This is a genomic window from Luteibacter sp. P4_E6 (genome assembly GCF_056401535.1).
Genome location: NZ_JBFUJE010000437.1, coordinates 1 through 3,290, shown reverse-complemented (window position 1 = coordinate 3,290; position 3,290 = coordinate 1). Strand labels below are relative to the sequence as shown.

The 3,290-nt window shown below is 60.9% G+C and carries 3 protein-coding genes; 2 read left to right on the top strand and 1 reads right to left on the bottom strand.

What is annotated here, in order from left to right:
* Window positions 1-737: 737 nt before the first annotated feature.
* Window positions 738-1,055 carry a helix-turn-helix domain-containing protein gene (locus AC1DT2_RS18755; RefSeq protein ID WP_477297987.1) on the bottom strand — a complete coding sequence of 106 codons (318 nt, stop codon included), beginning with the start codon at window positions 1,053-1,055 and terminating at the stop codon, window positions 738-740.
* 118 nt (window positions 1,056-1,173) lie between these two features.
* Here AC1DT2_RS18755 and AC1DT2_RS18750 point away from each other — a divergent pair, with 118 nt between their 5' ends.
* The gene (locus AC1DT2_RS18750) at window positions 1,174-1,527 is read left to right on the top strand and encodes a hypothetical protein (protein WP_477297986.1); all 354 of its coding nucleotides are present in this window, start codon (window positions 1,174-1,176) and stop codon (window positions 1,525-1,527) included.
* A 529-nt stretch (window positions 1,528-2,056) separates the two neighbouring features.
* A partial coding sequence (locus tag AC1DT2_RS18745) for a methyl-accepting chemotaxis protein (RefSeq protein ID WP_477297985.1) occupies window positions 2,057-3,290 on the top strand: 1,234 nt, incomplete at its 3' end.

Below are 3,290 nucleotides of genomic sequence, written 5' to 3'. Positions count from 1 at the left end.
GAATTAGCTATGGAGATCCCAAGGCTTCGAGGCGCTTCGCCGATCTCTGCGTCCCACCGATGAAAGTGATATCGACGGGCAGCGTCCCGTAGGGCTCCGGCACAATGGCAGCGATCGCGCCGTCGAAATYGCMWACCACTCCGATTGCCAGCGCGSGTGYGGMCGTCGRGGCYRCGYTTCGATGCACCTCGTAGAGAAATACCGCGGGCGARSCCCRTTGRCGAGCGAARTAGGMGCGCAGSGCCGCGACCAAGCGRCYYTGATCCTCTGTAGGTCGGCCGATTCCATTCTCGGCGGCGGCAGCGAGACGGTGGGGGAGGCGGCCATTGGAGAATTTCCGTAGCCCACGGCATGCGCCAAYTCAGGCRGCAGGTCGTACATCACCGGGCCARCCGGATTGATCCRAAAGTRYGCTYSSGGRAGGACGGTKGTCRGTCGCTTGAGYGAGTCCMAGACCATSGTSACCGTCGGCGGCGTGCCCTTKGGAACKCGAGCRGSTGCYGAGAACAGKGGCWCGAATGCCGTGYCGTCCGACGAATCCTTCCATAGAAGGATCTCGCTGGCAGCCGGCCCGTGGCGTAGCRCGTATGCGGGAGACCGGTACCATCAGGGKGCRYTCCCGCCAGCAGGCTGTGCAGCTCGGAAATTAGCTCCGGATCCTGAGCGGCTCGAAGCGACCCATCACAGACGAGGTAACTAATTCTCAGACTGTCTCCTGTGGCGCCTCCGGCGCCGTCTTAACCCTGTTCRAGGGTTTTCAATAAGCGCTCYTTCTCRGCCACKGACAKCTGMTCGAARGCCAGAATCATCCGTGCGAGCCGCTCGTCCCCAGCAAATAGATAGGCTGTGGGTACAGCAAGGGCATGGGCCAACCGTTCTGCGGTTGCCATGTCTGGCTGGTGGACGCCAAGCTCGTACCGGTTGATGCGTGTACTGGCCACGAAGGAATCCAAACCTGCCCGAATACCGAGCTCTTTCTGTGAAATGTTAAGGCGTTCACGGGCGGTCTTCAGGCGGTGCTGAAAGACGAGCCGAACATCCTGCTTACGGACCATGGGCCGAACCTAGTAGGAAAGTCCTACGAGATTCGTAACATTGCCTTGCGGCCGATACTACGAGTTTCGTAGTATCGGCCGCAAGCGCTCTATTTGGCCGTATCCGGGCACCTCTGACATGCCTATGCAGCTTATGCTCGACGACGATTCCGGTATCCCGATCCCCTTGGACGACTTCGCCCGGGAGGCCTGGGCCGTGCAACTCGGCAGGGCGGAGGCGAGCCACGGCGTCGAGCAGCTCTGTGAACGCCTCGCGGAATGCTTCGCTATGAGCCTGGCCGGTTGCCTCGACGCCGACCTCCAGCCTCCATCCGAGGCCCAGGTCCGCTACGCGACCGACATCTCGAGGAGCCTGGGTATTGCGCTCCCTGCGGAGGCGCTGCGCTTCCGCGGTGCCATGTTCGACTTTCTCGAGCGCTTCGCTGAAGCACACCGAAGGCGCCGGCGGGGCGTCCCCGATGAGCCGGAGTAGCAGTTACTGTCGGTCGCCGTCTTCTGGGACCRTCGTAAGGCAAACATACCTAACCCGCCGGCTGGGAGTGAGATCGCGCGCTACGGGTTGATCGTCGCGCGATTCGCCCATGGAACCGCCGAGGCACTCATTTTACCCAGTGGGCTGACGATCCTCGGGCAGCCTTCCCCTCGGAACAAAAGAGCGGGGCTTGTCGATGGTACTGACGGGATGGCAAAAAAAAGGGGGGGGCTGAAACGCGATAATGGGCCGAACGTAACACGCCGGAAGGGTCGCCTGAAGCGTGTTACGCCATCGCGGACTCGGGATCAAGGCCGCAGCGACGTAATTACGTCATGACGCCGAAGAAATGACGACCGAGGCATGGTCGCTGATGTTTTCCGGTATCCGGTTCTCGAATAGCTGAAACCCGCCTTGCCCGCTTGTTTTGCGCACTGAATGAAACCTTTGCGAAAGATCGCAGCACCAACGTGGCCGCTGCTTCCTTGCAGTTTCACGGCGAGCATTGTCGCCATTGCCACCGGACATTATGATCAACTTTAGTCAACTTTCCATTCGTGCCAAGCTTACGGCCGGCCTCGTCGGAAGCGCTGTCATCACGTTATGTGTCGGCATCATCGGCATCATGGGTATACGGATGACGAACGACTATACGTTGGATATATACCAGGGCGATCTTGTTCCTATCTTGCGTATCGCAGATGTTCGGCAGGGCATCCACGCCGACGAGAGTGCCCTTCAGATGATGCTTGTTCTGCGTACGCCGGCGAGCGTGGAAGCTGCCCGCGATCAGGTGCGTGCGAACGCAAAAGCTCTTGATCAGGCATGGTCCTCGTATGCGCCAATGATTGAAGGTGAGGCCGAGCATGACGCGGCAGATGCCCTCGTCGTTGCTCGACGCAAACTGGATCAGGTGAGCGCTGATGCTCTCGAACGGGCCGCACGCGGCGACTTCGATCCTGCGCACTCCATCACGGGTGAAGCCTATGCAGCAGCCATGGCTCAAGCAAACCGTAACATCGGTGTCCTCTACTCGGAGAACCAGGCTCAGGCGAAGAACTCCTATGGGCGGTCACAACGCATCTACCGGCGAGCGCGAGCTGCTTCGCTTGTCACGGTCACGGCTGGGTTGATGTTGTCGTTCGGCTTGTTGGTCATTCTGCTTCGCGCCATCTCCTCTCCCATAAGCAGGGCGGTTCATTTCGCCGATGCGATCGCTGCGGGTCGCCTTCAACAGGCAGCGATGCCGTCAAGGCACGACGAAATCGGAAAGCTCACGTCGGCATTGCACACGATGGATGGTCAGCTGACCGGCGTCGTACTTCAGGTTCGCAGTGGCGCTGAGGCTGTCAGCGATGCGTCGCAGCAGATTGCCAAAGGCAATGAAGACCTCTCGCGCCGGGCGCAGCAGCAGGCTGCCGCGCTGGAGGAAACCGCCTCCGCCATGGAGGAGATGACCGCCTCGGTACAGCTGACAGCCGCGCACGCGCGTCACGCCGCGTCGCTGGCCGCCACAGCGTTGTCTTGTACCGAGACGGGGCAGGCCGTCACCGAGGAGGCTGTTGCGGCGATGCAGCATATCGAAACGTCCAGCCGGCGTATTGTCGACATCGTCGAGATCATCGATGAGCTCGCTTTCCAGACCAACCTTTTAGCTTTAAACGCGGCCGTCGAGGCGGCGCGGGCCGGGCAGGAGGGGCGTGGTTTCGCCGTCGTCGCAGCAGAAGTACGCCACCTAGCGCAACGGTCGGCACAGTCGGCCA

What these genes read in the sequence shown, in the direction of transcription:
- AC1DT2_RS18750 (WP_477297986.1), top strand. Translation starts at nt 1,174, where the DNA reads ATGCCTATGCAGCTTATGCTCGACGACGATTCCGGTATCCCGATCCCC.